Source organism: Longimicrobiales bacterium, assembly GCA_029245345.1.
GTDB lineage: Bacteria > Gemmatimonadota > Gemmatimonadetes > Longimicrobiales > Gaopeijiaceae > CALFPJ01.
Genome location: JAQWPM010000019.1, coordinates 24,555 through 39,525, shown reverse-complemented (window position 1 = coordinate 39,525; position 14,971 = coordinate 24,555). Strand labels below are relative to the sequence as shown.

At 61.8% G+C, this 14,971-nt stretch carries 12 protein-coding genes; all 12 read right to left on the bottom strand.

The genetic code is table 11. The features are described from left to right. Positions 1 to 27: 27 nt before the first annotated feature. The 12 genes from P8L30_10135 to rnz all read right to left on the bottom strand — a co-directional run bounded on the left by P8L30_10135 (position 28) and on the right by rnz (position 14,969). Positions 28 to 1,581 (bottom strand): methylmalonyl-CoA mutase family protein, encoded by a 1,554-nt coding sequence (locus tag P8L30_10135; GenBank protein MDG2240551.1) that lies wholly within the window; start codon positions 1,579 to 1,581, stop codon positions 28 to 30. Then, positions 1,574 to 2,098: a hypothetical protein gene (locus P8L30_10130; GenBank protein MDG2240550.1), complete on the bottom strand. Its 525-nt coding sequence runs from the start codon at positions 2,096 to 2,098 to the stop codon at positions 1,574 to 1,576. Before P8L30_10130 ends, P8L30_10135 begins: the two co-directional genes overlap by 8 nt. Continuing rightward, positions 2,095 to 3,384, bottom strand: coding sequence for a class I SAM-dependent RNA methyltransferase (locus P8L30_10125; protein ID MDG2240549.1), 1,290 nt, complete (start codon positions 3,382 to 3,384; stop codon positions 2,095 to 2,097). The genes P8L30_10130 and P8L30_10125 overlap by 4 nt, the downstream gene beginning before the upstream one ends. Next, positions 3,381 to 4,889 (bottom strand): acetyl-CoA carboxylase biotin carboxylase subunit, encoded by a 1,509-nt coding sequence (locus tag P8L30_10120; protein MDG2240548.1) that lies wholly within the window; start codon positions 4,887 to 4,889, stop codon positions 3,381 to 3,383. Before P8L30_10120 ends, P8L30_10125 begins: the two co-directional genes overlap by 4 nt. Positions 4,890 to 5,165: 276 nt before the next feature. Next, positions 5,166 to 6,716, bottom strand: coding sequence for an acyl-CoA carboxylase subunit beta (locus P8L30_10115; GenBank protein MDG2240547.1), 1,551 nt, complete (start codon positions 6,714 to 6,716; stop codon positions 5,166 to 5,168). Between the two features lie 7 nt (positions 6,717 to 6,723). Continuing rightward, a complete protein-coding gene (locus P8L30_10110) occupies positions 6,724 to 8,595 on the bottom strand; it encodes an ABC transporter substrate-binding protein (GenBank protein MDG2240546.1) in 1,872 nt (623 codons plus the stop codon). 13 nt (positions 8,596 to 8,608) lie between these two features. Beyond that, complete coding sequence (locus P8L30_10105) at positions 8,609 to 10,894, bottom strand: 30S ribosomal protein S1 (protein MDG2240545.1); 2,286 nt, start codon at positions 10,892 to 10,894, stop codon at positions 8,609 to 8,611. Positions 10,895 to 11,009: 115 nt separating this feature from the next. Beyond that, complete coding sequence (gene cmk, locus P8L30_10100; GenBank protein MDG2240544.1) at positions 11,010 to 11,696, bottom strand: (d)CMP kinase; 687 nt, start codon at positions 11,694 to 11,696, stop codon at positions 11,010 to 11,012. Further along, on the bottom strand, positions 11,693 to 12,982 hold the full coding sequence (gene aroA / locus P8L30_10095; GenBank protein MDG2240543.1) for a 3-phosphoshikimate 1-carboxyvinyltransferase: 1,290 nt from the start codon (positions 12,980 to 12,982) through the stop codon (positions 11,693 to 11,695). Before aroA ends, cmk begins: the two co-directional genes overlap by 4 nt. Continuing rightward, on the bottom strand, positions 12,979 to 13,839 hold the full coding sequence (locus P8L30_10090) for a prephenate dehydrogenase (protein ID MDG2240542.1): 861 nt from the start codon (positions 13,837 to 13,839) through the stop codon (positions 12,979 to 12,981). The genes aroA and P8L30_10090 overlap by 4 nt, the downstream gene beginning before the upstream one ends. 69 nt (positions 13,840 to 13,908) lie before the next feature. After that, positions 13,909 to 14,040, bottom strand: coding sequence for a hypothetical protein (locus P8L30_10085; GenBank protein MDG2240541.1), 132 nt, complete (start codon positions 14,038 to 14,040; stop codon positions 13,909 to 13,911). Next, a complete protein-coding gene (gene rnz / locus P8L30_10080; protein MDG2240540.1) occupies positions 14,037 to 14,969 on the bottom strand; it encodes a ribonuclease Z in 933 nt (310 codons plus the stop codon). The genes P8L30_10085 and rnz overlap by 4 nt, the downstream gene beginning before the upstream one ends. Positions 14,970 to 14,971: the final 2 nt, after the last annotated feature.

Sequence of the window (14,971 nt, the reverse complement as noted above, 5' to 3'; positions counted from 1 at the left end):
CGCGGATGAACCGTCGTGGGTAGAGCGTCATCCGTCGTATGTGCCCCAGGCAGACCTGAGCTGGTTGCTGACCTCACCTAGAGTCACACCGGCTTTGACGGCCTCGATGATATGTGGCATCAGGTTGTCGCTCCCCCGCGCAGCGTTGCCGATCGCGTCGAGTCGGGCAGAGACCTCTCCGACATCCCTCGCCGACTTGTGCTCAGACAGTCGACCGAGTTGGCCTTCCTCTAGCTCTCCGTAGTCCGGCTTTCCGATATGAGGGCTGCCCTCGTCTTCCGCATGCACGTTGACTCCGACCACCGCACGCTCGCCCGACTCAATGTCCATCTGGTGCGCGTAGGCGGCCTGGTGGATTTCTTCCTGCATGTAGTCGATCGCCTTCGACGCGCCGCCCAATTCGTCGATCTTCTCGAGATACTCCAGCGCGATGCGCTCGATTTCATCCGTCAGAGCTTCCACGTAGTGGGAGCCCCCGAGCGGATCGGCCGTGCGTGTGATACCAGACTCGGAAGAGAGGATCTGCTGCGTCCGGAGCGCGACTTTGGCCGACTCCTCCGTAGGAAGCGCCAATGCTTCGTCGAAGCCGTTGGTGTGCAGAGACTGAGTGCCCCCCAACGCAGCAGCGAGCGCCTGAACTGTGACCCGAACCACATTGTTGTGCGGTTGCTGAGCGGTCAGCGTCGATCCTCCCGTTTGCGTGTGAAAACGCAGCCGGCTGGACTTGTCCGAGGCGCCGTAACGTTCTCGGAGGAGCGTCGCCCAAAGACGGCGGGCGGCTCGAAATTTGGCCACTTCTTCGAAGAGGTCGTTATGTGCCGCGAAGAAGAAAGACAGGCGAGGTGCGAAGGACTCTATGTCGAGTCCCGCTTCCAGAGCCTGTGACACGTACTCCAGGCCGTTCGCAAATGTGAAGGCCACTTCCTGAGGAGCGGTCGATCCCGCTTCCCGGATGTGGTAGCCTGAGATCGAGATCGTATTCCACTTCGGGATATCTTTCGAACAAAAGGCGATGATGTCAGAGACGAGCCGAAGCGAATGATCGACCGGATAGATGTACGTCCCCCGAGCGATGTACTCCTTGAGTACGTCGTTCTGGACGGTCCCTGAAAGCCGGTCACGCGACACGCCTTGCTCGTCGCCCAGCGCCACGTAGAAGGCCAAGAGTACAGCAGCGGTTGAATTGATCGTCATGGACGTGGACACCTCGCCCAGGTCGATCTGACTGAACAACCGCCTCATGTCGTCCAGCGAGTCGATCGCGACACCGACGCGGCCAACCTCGCCCTGGGCTATGGACGCGTCCGAGTCGTACCCCATTTGTGTGGGTAGGTCGAACGCTACAGAGAGCCCGGTCTGTCCTTGATCCAGCAAGTACCTGAAGCGCTCGTTGGTCGCATCAGCCGTCCCGAAGCCGGCGTACTGGCGCATGGTCCATACACGCCCACGGTACATATTGGGGTAGATGCCTCGTGTGAACGGAAAAGAGCCCGGCGCACCTCGTGCCGTCTCGTCCCCGTATAGCCGTTCGACGTCTAGGCCACTGTCTGTAGTGAATCGCGGGTCTTTCGGCTCACTCACTGACGGGCTCCTCCTCCAGCGATGTGAAATCCACCAAGACTTGGTCCTTTTCGACTGTGTCTCCCTCGGCCACGTGGATGGCGTCGACCCTTCCCCGGCCCTGGGCCTTCAGTTCGTTCTCCATCTTCATGGCCTCCACGACGGCGACGCCTTGGCCAGCCTCTACGATGTCGCCTACCTCAACTTCCACCTTCACCATGAGGCCGGGCATCGGAGCCTTCACAGGTACCGGGCCGGTCGGGCCCGCCCCTGCGCCCGTCATTTCGCGGATCGATCGGGTTCTCTCGTCCAGGACTTCGGCTTCGAATCGCCGTCCACGCAGATGAAGACTCCATCGACCCTTCCCGTCATTTCGCGCCACCAGGCGATGCGATGCGTCGTCCAAAAGCAGGTTTCTGACGTCGGTGCCGTCGACGTGCGCCATATCGACTCGAACGGGTGAGCCATCGACCTGTACCCCTTCAACGCCTATGTCGACCACGAAGCTCCGGTCACCGATCGAGACGTGGTAGATCATTCTTCGGACGCCGCTTCCAAGACTGCGACAGTCTCGATGTGGGCGGTCTGAGGGAAAAGGTCGAACGCTTGGATTCGGACCAGCTTAAAGGCCGGCGACAGACGATCGATGTCCCGGGCTAACGTCGCTGGGTCACAGCTCACGTAGATCACCCGCTTCGGAGGGCTCGCTTGAATCACGGCGGGAATAGACTCGTCCAGTCCGGTGCGTGGTGGATTGAGAATCAACACCTCGGTTGGTAGTGTCTCGGCGAGACATTCCTCCACGCTTCCCTCGACGATCTGGAGCGTCGCGGGGGCCTCGAATCGCGCCGCTTCGCAGGCTTCAGGGTCCAGTTCGATCCCGGTTACAGAGGCTCCGCGTCGGGCGAGCACCCGGGCGTACGCACCGACGCCACAATAAGCATCGACCACGGAATCAGCTTCGCCGACTTGGACACCGACGTACTGCTGCATCTCTTTCGCGACTGCGCGGTTGACCTGTAGAAATGCCCCGGCGGCCACCGGCACGGACTCGTCCTCCCAAGCCTCGAATACTTGGTCGCCCGTGATACGTACCGCGGGCTCGTTGCCTGAGGGCCGGTGCCAGATTGCGACGAGTTGCGTTGCGGCTTCCGCGAGCGCCTTGGCCCGCCACCCGGCTTCACCACCCTCCACGAGGAGGACGACGCCGCCCGCAGACTTGCGCAGTGTCAGACGTAGCCGTCCGGCGCCGGGCAAGAGGCGCGCCCCCATGCCCCAAACGGCGCGCAGTTGAATCCAAGCGCCCTTGAGTTCAGGCTCGGGAAGCATGCATTCATGCTTGACTTCAATGACGTGTGCCGGACGTCCCAGCGCATGGAAGCCGGCGATGATCCGTCCGCCTCGGAGCCTGCGAAGAGTGTAGGTCACCCTGTTCCGGTATCCGAGCGGGGCTGGAGATGGCGTCACATCTGGGGTCTCCACCTGGATGTGTGCGATCCGCTCCAGGGCATCTCGAACCCATTGGGCTTTCCACTCGAGCTGCGTCTCGTATGGAATGTGCTGAAGCGAGCAACCACCGCATTCATCGAAGAGAGCACATGCTGGCTTCACGCGATTAGCGGACTGCTCCAGCATTTCGTCGATGGTGGCCTTTCCCCAGCGCTTCTTCATTTTGCCGAGCCGGATACGCACGCGGTCGCCGGGCGCGGTCCTGGGGACGAACACCACCTGTCCTTCGGGAAGATCCGCTACGCCCGCACCGCTCGATGACAGGGCGCGCACAGAGACTTCTACCAACTCTTGGTCCGTCGCTTCGCCGCTCATCGTGCTCCATCCCGTCCCGGGAGAATCGCTGCTCGCCAGGGAGACATTCCCGAGCCGTCCGAGGTGCCGATCCGAGGAGAACGATGACGCTGCCGGTCTTCGTCTTCTAGGAGCGCGGCGGCCACGGCCACGGCAACCAGCGACGACTCGTCGGCGTCGGGCTCCAAAAGCTCGGGGTGCTCGTCCAAGTACCGGATGGTCAGCCGGCCCTCTTGAAAATCAGGTTCGTCCATCACGCGACGGTGGAACGGGGCGCAGGTGTCGATGCCCGAAATGACCAACTCGTCGAGCGCGCGTGCCATGCGTTCGATCGCCATCTCGCGGGAAGGACCATGCACGATGAGTTTTGCCAGCAACGGGTCGTAGTGCAGCGAGACCTCGAAGCCTTCCTGGATGCCTCCGTCCCAGCGTACGCCCGGTCCGGTGGGGACCTCGAGGTGGGTGACCACGCCGGTTGACGGAAGGAAGCCTGAAAGAGGGTCCTCTGACGTGATTCGACACTCGATCGCGTGCCCCGACAGCGTGATGTCGTCCTGACTGAAGTCGAGCTCTTCTCCGGACGCAACCCTGAGCTGCCAGTCCACCAGGTCAACACCTGTGACGAGTTCCGTCACCGGGTGCTCCACCTGAAGTCGGGTGTTCATTTCTAGGAAGAAGAACTCTCCGTTTTGGTAGAGAAACTCGATAGTTCCCGCACCTCGGTAGTTCACTGCCTGTGCGGCCATGACTGCGGCCTGGCCCATGGCTGCACGTTCCTCGGGGGTGAGCACGGCCGAGGGCGCTTCTTCAACCAACTTCTGATGTCGCCTTTGGATCGAGCACTCGCGCTCCGCCAGATGCACGACGTTGCCGTGTGAATCGCCTAGGACCTGAATTTCGACATGGCGCGGATTGTCCAAGTACCGCTCTAGATAGACAGCTCCATCTCCAAAAGCAGCCGTGGCCTCCCGGACAGCAGCGTCGAAGGCACGTTCGATGTCGTCCGGGCCTTCAACGACGCGCATTCCCTTCCCGCCACCTCCAGCAGAAGCCTTGAGGAGCACAGGATATCCGATCTCGCCAGCCGCCCGGAGCGCCTCCGCAGGATCAGCGAGGGCTTCCGTGAGACCCGGCACGATGGGGACGCCGGCGTCGGCCATTCGGCGCCGCGCCTCGGTCTTGTCTCCCATAGAGGAGATCGTATCCGCGGTGGGCCCGACGAAGATCAAACCAGCGGCTTCCACGTCCGCCGCAAACGATGCACGTTCCGCGAGGAATCCGTATCCGGGATGAATCGCTTCGGCGCCTGCGGCTAGGGCGACCGCAATGAGCTTGTCGGCTCGCAGATAGCTCTCCGCAGACGGTGCTGGGCCGATCAGATATGCCTCATCCGCCTCCAAAACATGAGGCGCCAGCCGATCAGGCTCGGAGAAGACCGCCACCGTGCGAATTCCGCGTTCTCGAGCGGCTCGGACGATTCGAACTGCGATCTCACCGCGGTTCGCGACAAGTAGGGACCGGATCAAGCGTGATGCCTCGAAAAGGAAGATGCGGCCCCGAAGTTAAGCCCCCTCCCTTCGATGAGGGAGTGCCCACAAAAAGCGGGCGGGGTCCCGAGTCTTCAGAAACCCGGCCCTGCCTCCATGTGATCCGTGAGAAGAGCTAGTCGCTGAGTCGTCCGGCCACACTCATCTCCGGCCCCTGCCGCATGATGTGCAGGGTGATTTCTTCGTCTTCCTGGTAGCTCGTCAGGATCCGTCGTGCTCGGTCGAACGGGTTCCCGCGAATGTGTGAAAAGCCCCTTAGAGCGGGATGTTTCCGTGCTTGCGGGCTGGATTCTCATCGCGCTTGTTGCGGAGCATATCGAGCGCGTTAATCAGCCTCGGGCGGGTTACGCGAGGGTCGATCACGTCGTCCACGTATCCGCGGGCAGCCGCGATGTAGGGATGCGCGAACTTCTCCCGGTACTCCTCGATGCGTGCGTCCGTAGCAGCCTGCGGATCGTCGGAGGCAGCAATCTCTTTTCGAAAGAGCACTTCGACTGCCCCTTTCGGTCCCATCACAGCGATCTCGGCCTGTGGCCAAGCGAGATTGATGTCGCCTCTGATGTGTTTGGAATTCATGACGTCGTAGGCACCACCGTACGCTTTCCGTGTGATCACGGTGATCTTGGGCACGGTCGCCTCTGCGAAGGCGTAGAGGAGCTTGGCTCCATGGCGGATAATTCCGCCGTGCTCCTGAGCTACGCCGGGCAGGAACCCAGGTACGTCTTCGAACACGACGATCGGTATGTTGAACGAGTCACAGAAGCGGACAAAGCGAGCGCCTTTGTCGGATGAATCGATATCCAATACTCCGGCGAGGACCGAAGGCTGATTCGCTACGATTCCCACAGAATGACCACCAAGCCGCGCGAATCCGACGAGGATATTTCCTGCGAAGTCTTTGTGAACTTCGTAGAAATCCCCGTGGTCAACTACGCGACCAATGACATCTCTCATGTCATAGGGGCGATTAGGGTTATCTGGCACGATCTCGAGTAATTTCTCGTCCTGTCTGTCATGTGGATCGGAGGTCTCGAGAGACTCTGGGAGCTCCATGTTGTTCTGCGGGAGGTACTTCACGAGATCTCGCACCGCACCGAGGCACTCGGGCTCTGAGTCCAGTGCGAAGTGGGCGACACCCGACTTGGACGCGTGAACGTCCGCGCCCCCCAGACCTTCCATATCGATGTCCTCGTGCGTCACAGTCTTCACCACGTTCGGGCCGGTCACGAACATGTAGCTCGTGCCTCGGACCATATAGATGAAGTCCGTGATGGCAGGCGAATACACAGCTCCACCAGCACATGGACCCAAAATCACACTGATCTGCGGAATGACGCCCGAAGCCAGTGTGTTTCGTAGAAAGATGTCGGCATAACCGCCCAGAGAGACGACACCCTCCTGGATACGGGCTCCTCCCGAGTCGTTCAACCCAATGATGGGGGCGCCATTCTTGAGAGCCATCTCCTGGATTTTCACGATCTTCTCGGCGTGCGTCTCTGAGAGAGACCCTCCGAAAACGGTGAAGTCCTGGCTGAAGACGTAAACCAGGCGACCGTGAACCGTGCCGTAACCCGTGACGACTCCGTCACCCAGGTATTGTTGGTCCTCCAGCCCAAAATCGGTCGATCGGTGCGTGACGAACTTGTCCAACTCAACGAAGGAGCCCTCGTCGAGTAGAAGGTCGAGACGTTCCCGGGCCGAGAGTTTTCCCCGCTTGTGTTGCGCTTCCAGGCGGGCTGCGCCCCCACCCTCTTCGGCTGAGCGGCGGAGTTCGTCGAGTCGGTCCAGCTTTTCGTGGATGGACATCAGGTCTCTATCCGATCGGGATGAGGGTACCGTTGTCGATATAAACGACTTCCGAGCGGCGCACCACTATTCCGTCGATCACGGAGAAGACACCTGTGGCGCCTTCGATATCGCGGAGTTGCTCCATGTTCGCTCGGAGTTGCCGTCGGGACGAGGGGCCGGGCCTAAGCCCCTCAAGGAGGAGCAAGGCCGCGTCGTAGCCAACTGCTGGTACGGACGAGACCAGACTTCGCTGAAAGTGGGCCTCGTAAGCCTCACGGAAGCGCCCGGCGCCGGCAGAGCCAGTGCCTCGACCTTCCGGTGCCGTGGCTACCACGCCATTTGTGTGACGCGAGTCCACATCAGCAAGCACCTGAGGATCGGTCCACGCCGAAGTGCCTAGGACGGCGATGGCGAGCGTGTCCAAGGCGTAATGAGTGATCTGTGGTGCCACTAATTCGACGTCTTCCGTCGGAATCGGGACGAACACCGCGACGGGCTCGAGCAGTTCCACATGGAGGGTGTCTTCTTCCCCGAGTTCCAGGGCAGCGATCTCGGCCCGGCGGAGCGCGTCACGGGCCCCGAGGATCTGGTCCTCGAAGTTCGTGACCCCAAGAGGGTATCCGTATCGCCCCACGACCGGGATCCCAAGCGTTTGCATGGTCGCTTCGAAGGCATCTGCTTCCGCCACCGACTCTAATGCGTCGGAGTGGACGATCGCGACGCGTAGGTATCCCTCATCCGCAGCGTAGTGCGCCATCGAGGCCGCCGCCAACGGGTCCGGTCCTTCAAGCGAATAGGCACCATCCCCAGCACGTGAGGCGCTACGGGCAGTCGGTGAAATCAGCGGCAGATCGCGTGTTCGCGCGCGCCCTCCCGCTTCGAGCGACGCATCTTCTAGAAAGCCAACGATCCCGACCGCAGATCCCCGCTCAATCTCACGAACGAGCGTACCGGCCAGAGCCGGATCAGCTTGGTCGTCCTTGGCTGTCACGCGGACATCGAATCGGCGGCCCAGCACAGAAGCCGCTGCGACTTCGACGCCTTCAGCCACGAGAGCCGCGTAGTTGGCTAAGGCCGGCGGACCTCCAGTTGGGAGGACGGTGGCGATCTCGAGCGTCGTCACGCGTTGCCTGCCCCCGTCCCCCGGCAGTTCACCTCGACGGAGCCCTTCTGCAATCACTGAATCCGGCCCAGCGGCACCCAGCACGAGCGCTCGCTCCGCAAAGGCGGTGGCCGCTGCGTCGTCACCGGCCTCTAGGGCCAACACACCGGCTCGGATCTCCAGGACCCACCGGAGTGGCGCGTCGTCGGACGTCCGAGAAAGGCCCGAGACCACGTCCGCTTCAACGAGAGTCCCCACCGCTTCACGCGCCATTCGCGTCGCGCGATCCAATTCGGTCCTGGGCACTGTGTGCGGGATCCGCATGAGGCGGTCGACCCGCGCCGACGCATCGTCCACGAAGGCCTCGGCCTGGAGTAGTCGTGCGGCAGCAATGCGTGAGTCGTCTGCTGCGAGTAGCGAGATGTATCGCTCCGCGGACGCATCGGCCGTTGCAGCGTCCTTTCCGTCACGGGCGACCTGTGCCCGCAGAATGAGCGCCCGCCCCGACACCGCACTGCTCGGATACTCATCAATGACTTGGTCCGCGAGCTCGGCTGCGACATCGAGCCGACCGACGGCGAACGCCTCACGAGCCTGTGCAAATATCTGCGCGGCTCGGTCGACGTCACCCGACGAGATTGGGGCGTCGGTGATGACTGGGTCTGCGGGGCCCATGTCCCGGGCCGGTTCCGCAGTGGACATTCCTGACACCTGACAGGCTCCGAGTAGTACTAGGAGCCACAGGAAACGCCCGGACGCATTAAGCGTCCGGGCGTTTCGGAGGTAGCGTGTCACTAGAGACAAGTCGTTACTCCTCCTTGGCGCCTTCCTCGACGTCGTCGGCAGCTGTCTCTTCCGCTTCGGCTTCAGGCTCAGCTTCAGCTTCAGGTGCTTCTTCAGCTTCAGCCTCCGCTTCAGCCTCCGCTTCCGCCTCAGCTTCAGGCTCAGCTTCAGCCTCCGCCTCAGCTTCAGGTGCTTCTTCAGCTTCCGCCTCAGCTGCAGGCGCCTCTTCGGCTTCAGGTGCCTCTTCGGCTTCTCCCTCAGCTTCAGGTGCCTCCGCGGCTTCGGCTGCTGACTCAGCTGCCGCTGCATCCGCTCCCGCGGCTGCCGCTGCAGATTCCAGCCCGCTCGGCACTGCGGCTTCTCCGTCAGACACCTCAGCCACTTCCGGCTTCGGTACGACGGCCTTCTTCTGGAAGTCCTCCTCGTCGTCCGGTCCGCCCTCGGCTTCGGCCTTCGCGGCGATCGCAGCTGCTGCAGCGAGGCGTGCCGCTTCGATCTCTTCCTGCGGCTTACGCTCAGGCGTTTCCGTCACCTCAAGCACGATGCGGCGGTTGGCCCCATCCGACTCGATCACACGTAGGCTGACCGAGTCACCGGCGCCGTAGTACTCCTCGAGCTTCTCGACGTCTTCAATGCCAGTGTTCGCTGCCGGCACGAAGCCTTCGACATCGTCTCCGAGGTCGACAACGACGCCCTTGTCTTGCACGCGGACGACCGATCCATCCTGCTCGACTCCCGGCGCGAGGCGTTCGGAGATCGCAGGCCACGGATCGTCCGCGATCTGCTTCACACCGAGGGAGATGCGCTTGTTCTCGGCATCCACGTCGAGGACGATGACTTCGAGGTCCTGACCCTTCTGGACGATTTCGGACGGGTGCTCGACCCGCTTGGTCCAGCTCATGTCCGAAACGTGCACCAGACCATCGATTCCCGGCTCGATCTCAACGAACGCACCGAACGAGGTCAGGTTGCGGACCGTACCGGCCAGCTTGGTGCCGGTCGGGTACTTCACCGGCAGCGACAACCACGGGTCCTCTTCGATCTGTTTCATACCGAGCGAAATCTTCTCGTCGTTCGGATCGACCTTGAGGACCACAGCTTCGATCTCTTCACCAATCGACACGACCTTCGAGGGGTGACGCACATTGCGCGTCCACGACATCTCGGAGATGTGCACGAGACCCTCGACGCCCTTCTCGAGCTCGACGAAGGCACCGTAGTTCGTGATCGAGACGACCTTGCCCTTCACACGCGAACCGACCGGGTACTTCTTGTCGATGTCCGTCCACGGATACGGGAGGAGCTGCTTGAGCCCCAACGAGATCCGTTCGCGGTTCCAATCGATGTCGAGAACCTTCACGTCCAGCCCAGCGCCGATGTCGACGACCTCGGACGGGTGCCCAACGCGGCCCCACGACATGTCCGTGATATGGAGCAGTCCGTCCAGGCCGCCCAGATCGATGAACGCACCGAAGTCGGTGATGTTCTTGACCTGACCCTCGCGGACCTGACCGACCAAGAGCTCCTTCACGAGCGTCTCGCGCTTCGTCTCGCGCTCGGCCTCGAGAATCACGCGACGCGAAACAACGATATTCCGGCGACGCTTGTTGAGCTTGATGATCTTGAACTTGTAGACCTCGCCAATGAGGTCCTCGATGTTCGGAACCCGGCGCAGAGCAATCTGCGAGCCCGGGAGGAAGGCGTCGACGCCCATGAGGTCGACGGTAACGCCACCCTTGATCTTGCGAACGAGTGTTCCCTTCACCGGGCGATCCGCATCGTGTGCTTCGCGGATCTTCTCCCAGACGCGGAGGAAGTCAGCCTTCTTCTTAGAGAGCACGACAACACCGTCGTCGTCTTCAAGGCTCTCAAGGAGAACTTCGACGTCGTCGCCTGCCTCGGGCGGGTCCTTGAATTCGTCGAGTGCGACCGAGCCTTCGCTCTTAAAGCCGAACTCGAGAATGACGGAAGCATCCGTAACACGGAGGACCTTCGCGTTGACGATTTCGCCTTCACGGAACTCCTGGAAGTCCGCACTGAACTCCAGGAGGAGAGCTTCGAACTCCTCCTTCGAGGTCGACAGCGGCTCTTCGCCGTACGGATCGTGGAAGAGTTCCGGTGAGATGCCGTCTGGCATAGCGGCGAGTGCGGCTGCACGAGCAGCTTCTGCAGCCTCCTCAGCGGCTTCTTCGGAGGCGAGTTCTTCGGCAGTCATGGTGGTGACTTCGCCGGTCATCGCGTCGACAACAACCTCTACTCCCTCAGGGAGTTCGTCCGTCGGGTCGACATCGGGGGTTTCGTTCTCAGTCATGGGTATCCTGCGGCCACTCTCGAGAGAAATCGAGGCGGCGCTTTGCCGGGCTCGGGGGACGAGCGCGGGTTAGGGTGTACGTGAAAGGATGACAGCCAGGAAAGCTAGATACGGCTTAAGATGGAGTCAATCGGAGAACCAGTTGGACAACCGCGGCCACTTGGGCGTCGAAGGTGAGCCCTGTGGTATCGATTTCAACGGCGTCTTCGGCTTTCTTCAGTGGTGAAAGTTCACGTTCCGAATCTCGACTGTCACGGGCACGAATCGCCTCGATCTGACGGTGGAGTTCGGCTGGGTCGTCGTCCGTCGCGCCCTCGTCCAACAGGCGTCGCCTGGCTCGTTCAGCAACGTCGGCCACGAGGTACACCTTCACTTCGGCGTCTGGGAATACGACGGTGCCCATGTCACGCCCCTCCGCGACAAGTCTCCCGCACTCACCGGCGCGTTGCTGGAGGTCTAACAAGATGGCTCGTACGGCCGGCAGTTTCGCGAGATGAGACACACCCTCCGTGACCTCCTGCGTGCGTAGCTCGGCGTCGACCACCTGACCAGACACCAGAACCTGGAAGCCATCGTCTGTCGGTGTGATGTCTACGTCGAGCGCCCCAAGATCGGCTTCGGTCAACCGCGGCCATTCCTCCTGCGCTACCCCTCTTTGCGTAAGCGCCAGGGTTAGAGCGCGGTACAAGGCCCCAGAGTCGAGGTGCCGGAAGGACAGTCGCTTGGCGACCTCTTTCGCTGTGCTGGACTTACCTGAGCCTGCTGGCCCGTCCAGCGTGACGACGGGGCCTTCGCGCGTCATTCCCCTCCCTCTGTCGAAACGTTGTGGAGCATTTCCCAAAATCCAGGGAAACTCACCGAGGCTGCATCGGGGTCATCGATCTCTATTGAGTTACCCGGTTGGGCTCCGAGAACGCCGAAAGCCATCGCGATGCGATGATCGTCAAAGCACTTAACTCGGCCAGACAGAGGTTCCCGAGAGCCCTCGACCGCCAGTCCGTCTGCAAACTCTTCGACCGAGACGCCTAACCCTCGGAGGTTCTCGACGAGCGCCGAGATCCTATCGGACTCCTTGGTCCGGAGCTCCGACGCGTCGCGGATGATCGTCGTCCCTTTGGCACGTGCACCCAAGATCGCCACCAGCGGAAGCTCGTCGATTAGTCGAGGTACTTCGTCGGGGGCGATCACCGTGGCACGCAGATCGGCTGATTCCGCAGAGATCGTGCCCACGGGCTCCGCTCCGCTGTCTGGTCTCAGGGCGATGTTGAGGTCGACACCCATCCGGCGAAGTACATCCAAAAACGCCGTCCGGGTCGGGTTGAGTCCGACGCCTTCCACGGTCAGAACGTCCTGCGTGGCGCCCAGTGCAGCGAGGGAGAGCACAAAAGCTGCAGAGGAAATGTCACCGGGTACGGCGAAGTCGAAGGCCTCGATCTGCGCTGGAGGATCTCTGAGCTCGACACGCCATCCGCCAGCGACAGCATGCGAAATCACCGAGACACCGAGCTGATTCAGCATACGCTCAGAGTGGTCTCGGGAGCGACGGGGTTCGGTGACCTGAACGAATGTGTGGCCCGTCAGTCCGGCGAGGAGAATCGCGCTCTTCACCTGAGCGCTGGCGACATGACTCGGCCAATCGACCGCGGAGAGCCCAGCCGCACTCGTGATCGTGAGCGGAAGCCGGTCCTGCTCCTCCAGAAATTCGAACGAAGCGCCCATCGCACAGAGCGGGGCGGTCACCCGCTTCATGGGTCTGCTTTGGAGCGATGTGTCCCCGGTAAGCGTCGCTCCCACCCCCGCTCCTGCCAACAGTCCCAGGAGGAGCCTCGTGCCCGTCCCGCTGTTTCCTAGATCAAGAGGCGCATCTGGGGTGGCCAACCCATCGAGCCCAACGCCCTCAACTTCGATCGCACCTCCGTCTTGAGGGATCGGCGGGATATTGGCACCCATAGCCCTCAGTGCATTGGCGGTCGATTCAGCGTCGCCGCCGAACAAGAGGCCGCGAAGCGAACTCGTTCCGGACGCAATCGATGCCAGAATCAGCGCTCGCTGGGTAAGCGACTTATCGCCTGGCACTGTGATCCTCACGAGCCGGCCTTCCACTTCGCGGATCGCATCATGGCTTCGCGCACCTCCTGCATGTCCCCACCCTCCACGGCGTCGGTCAGGTCGCTGACGGTTTTCCCAAGGAGCCGGAGTCCCACAACCAGGTCTTCCGGGAGCGCTGAAAGAATGTCGATCCATATGTCCGGGCTGGATGTGGCGAGACGCGTCATGTCCGAACCGCCTGACCCGAGTTGTTCCGGGCCGATGCCTGCTTCTGCCAACGTCGTCGCCAGAGCGTTGGCCGTGAGCTGGGGTAGCGCGCTGACCAAAGCGATCATGCGATCGTGCTCGTGGGGATCCGCTTGTTGAGGTGTCGCCCCGAACCGGGCCCATAGCGTGCGCATTCGGTCAGCGGAATCTTCGGCTTCCGGGTCGTTCGTGATCCAAACAGTGGCTCCGTCGTACAGCGTGGGGCTCGATGCCGCGAACCCAGACTCGGCAACGCCAGCCATAGGGTGACACCCGACCCACCGCCGAGTGAGTCCGGCCTCTGCGGCAGCCTCGGCGACCGGGCCCTTGAGACTCGCCACGTCCGCTACGACCACGGCGGGTTCAAGAGTCGATGCCAACTCTGCCATCATCTTGCATGTCGGTCCCAGGGGAATGGCGAGCATCACGAGGTCAGCCCCCGCGACCGCATCGCTCCAGCGTTCGGGTGCTGCGGCCACCGCTTCTGCATCAACGGCGGAGAGGCGCTCAGCGGGATCCGGAGACCACCCGACCACCTCGGCCGACGTCGTAGCCGTGGCGGCACGGGCGAACGAGCCACCCATCGCGCCCAACCCGATTACCGCGATCCGGCGGAAACTGGACTCAGTTCGTTTCGGGGTCGACGACATAGATCAGATCCACTCGGGAGAGAATTGGGTCTCTCGTGACGCAGGACATGAAGATCTCCTCATGTTCCTTCAGTGAACGTCGACGCGGGCAAACGGACCCTCCAGGTGAAGGAGGCCCCCGACGTCCCAGCGCTGACGAAGCGCCGCATGAACCGGTTCCGGGGTCGGGCCTTTGATGAGATCAGCAAGAAACGCAGTCACGAGCCGGCGCGCTTCATCTCAGTGCGGAACGGGATCTCGATGACGAGACCGTCCTTCGCCACTTTCGAGTCCGCAAAGATCTCGACTGCCTCGTCCTTCAGGGGGGACGAGTCGTCCGAGTACCGAGCCGATAGGTGCGTGACGACGAGACGTTGGACTCCAGCTCGTTTCGCGATGCCGGCCGCGCCCGCCGCCGTAGAATGAAATGTCTCTCCGGCGCGGTCCTTTTCTTTTTCTTCGAACGTCGCTTCGTGGATCAAAAGATCCGCACCCATCGCGCGAGAAACGGTTGAGTCAGCGGGTCTCGTGTCTCCTGTGTATACGACGGTCCTGCCCGGCCGCGCGGCGCCGACCAAGTCGGCAGCTCTCACCGTATTGCCGTCGACTTCGACGTCCTCGCCCTTGTGGAGTTTACCGAAGGATGGCCCTTCAGGTACGCCCATTTCCCTGGCTAGCTCCACATCGAAGCGACCCAGGCGATCCTCTTCAATAAGAGCCCAGCCGACCGCACGCGTTCCGTGTTGGACTTCGAAGGCCTCGATTCTGTATTCGTCGAGAACCAAGCCATGTCCGGGAGGAGCTTCATGGACCTCTACCGGAAAGCCGACCCGATCATTTCCCAATGCGACGGCGTCCCGCAAAATTCTGGACGAGCCGGGAGGCCCATAGATGTCCAGAGTTTCGGTGCGGCCCTGCAGCGCCATGGTCCGGAGCAGTCCAGTGATCCCGAGGAAGTGATCGGCGTGCGTATGCGTCACGAAAATGGCTCGAACTGAGAAGCCGGTACCGTACCGCATCATCTGACGCTGGGTCCCCTCACCGCAGTCGAAGAGGTAGTGGTCACCTTCTCGCTGGACGGCGATCGCGCTCACATTTCGGCCCACCGTGGGACGAGATGCAGCGGTGCCGAGAAAGGTCACTCGGATCATGT

Coding starts and splice junctions, on each gene's coding strand:
- P8L30_10130 (MDG2240550.1), bottom strand. CDS start 2,098: ATGATCTACCACGTCTCGATCGGTGACCGGAGCTTCGTGGTCGACATA.
- P8L30_10125 (MDG2240549.1), bottom strand. CDS start 3,384: ATGAGCGGCGAAGCGACGGACCAAGAGTTGGTAGAAGTCTCTGTGCGC.
- P8L30_10115 (MDG2240547.1), bottom strand. CDS start 6,716: ATGTCCATCCACGAAAAGCTGGACCGACTCGACGAACTCCGCCGCTCA.
- P8L30_10105 (MDG2240545.1), bottom strand. CDS start 10,894: ATGACTGAGAACGAAACCCCCGATGTCGACCCGACGGACGAACTCCCT.
- cmk (MDG2240544.1), bottom strand. CDS start 11,696: ATGACGCGCGAAGGCCCCGTCGTCACGCTGGACGGGCCAGCAGGCTCA.
- P8L30_10090 (MDG2240542.1), bottom strand. CDS start 13,839: ATGTCGTCGACCCCGAAACGAACTGAGTCCAGTTTCCGCCGGATCGCG.
- rnz (MDG2240540.1), bottom strand. CDS start 14,969: ATGATCCGAGTGACCTTTCTCGGCACCGCTGCATCTCGTCCCACGGTG.